Annotated in this window: 2 protein-coding genes; both read right to left on the reverse strand. The window is 65.9% G+C overall.

Translation table 11 applies throughout. From position 1 onward, the window contains the following. On the reverse strand, positions 1–706 hold a 706-nt coding region (locus EN932_RS36685; RefSeq protein WP_164890869.1), incomplete at its 3' end, for a 3-dehydroquinate synthase. Further along, positions 703–1,121, reverse strand: a 419-nt coding sequence (locus EN932_RS36690; RefSeq protein WP_128369552.1) for a shikimate kinase, incomplete at its 5' end; no start/stop codon positions are given. The genes EN932_RS36690 and EN932_RS36685, both read right to left, overlap by 4 nt.

The following is a 1,121-nucleotide window of genomic DNA, read 5'->3' on the forward strand; positions in this document are numbered from 1 at the left end:
CAACCACGTCGGCCTTGGCGCGGCAGGCTTCGGCAATCGCCTGCGCCCTCTCCGGCCCGCCGGCAAAAACCTGGACCCAATTCTTTTCCAGCCAGGCGAAAAATTCCGGCCGGTCGATGAGCCCGTATTTGGCGAGCTCGGCATAGCCGGCGCGGAATTCCCGGATCGGCAGCGTGTCGAGCACCCCTGTGTCGGCCAACACCAGTTTCGGCTGATGGAAGACGCCGACAAGGTTCTTGCCGCGTGGGCTGTTGATGCCGGTCTTGCCGCCGACCGAGGAATCGACCTGCGCCAGCAGCGAGGTCGGAATCTGCACGAAATTCATGCCGCGCCGAACGATGCCGGCGGCAAAGCCGGCAAGGTCGCCGATAACGCCGCCGCCGAAGGCGATGACGATGTCGCCGCGCTCCAGTTTCGCAGCCAGCACACCGTCGACCACCTCTTCGAGATGGGCAAAACTCTTGGTCTTCTCGCCAGGCGGCAGGGTGATCACCGCGGTCTGGATGCCACCCGTTTCGAGGCTGGCCTTCAGCGCATCGAGATGCGCTGCCGCGACATTGGCGTCGGTGACGACCGCGGCGCGTGTGCCCGGCAGCCGGCGCGCAATCTCGGCACCCGCGCGGGCCAACAACCCCGAGCCGATCAGAATGTCGTAGGTCCGGTCGCCAAGGCCGACTTCGACGACAACGGGTGCCTCGATGCTCACTGTTCCACCTCGCCCGTCGCAGCCGCCTGATCAATGCCGAAATGCCGGCACAGCGCGTCCACCACCTCGGTAGCGATGACTTCCTTGCGGTCGTCGCGGGTCGGCACTGTGACGTCCGATGTCGCGTAGACCGGATAGCGCTCGCCCATCAGCCGCTCCAGCACGGCGCGCGGGTCGGCGCTTTTCAGGAGCGGCCGGTTCTGTTTCTTGGCGACGCGATCCATCAGAAGGTCGAGTTCGGCCTTCAGCCACACCGAGACGCCCTGCGCTGCAATCGCCTCGCGCGTCTGCGCATTCATGAAGGCGCCGCCGCCGGTCGACAGCACCTGCGGCCCGTTTTCCAGCACGCGCAGGATGACGCGCTGCTCCAGCGCCCTGAATTCGGTCTCGCCGTAGCGCTCGAACAGTTCCGGAA

It is taken from the genome of Mesorhizobium sp. M7A.F.Ca.US.002.01.1.1 (genome assembly GCF_004022955.1).
GTDB classification, from domain to species: domain Bacteria; phylum Pseudomonadota; class Alphaproteobacteria; order Rhizobiales; family Rhizobiaceae; genus Mesorhizobium; species Mesorhizobium ciceri.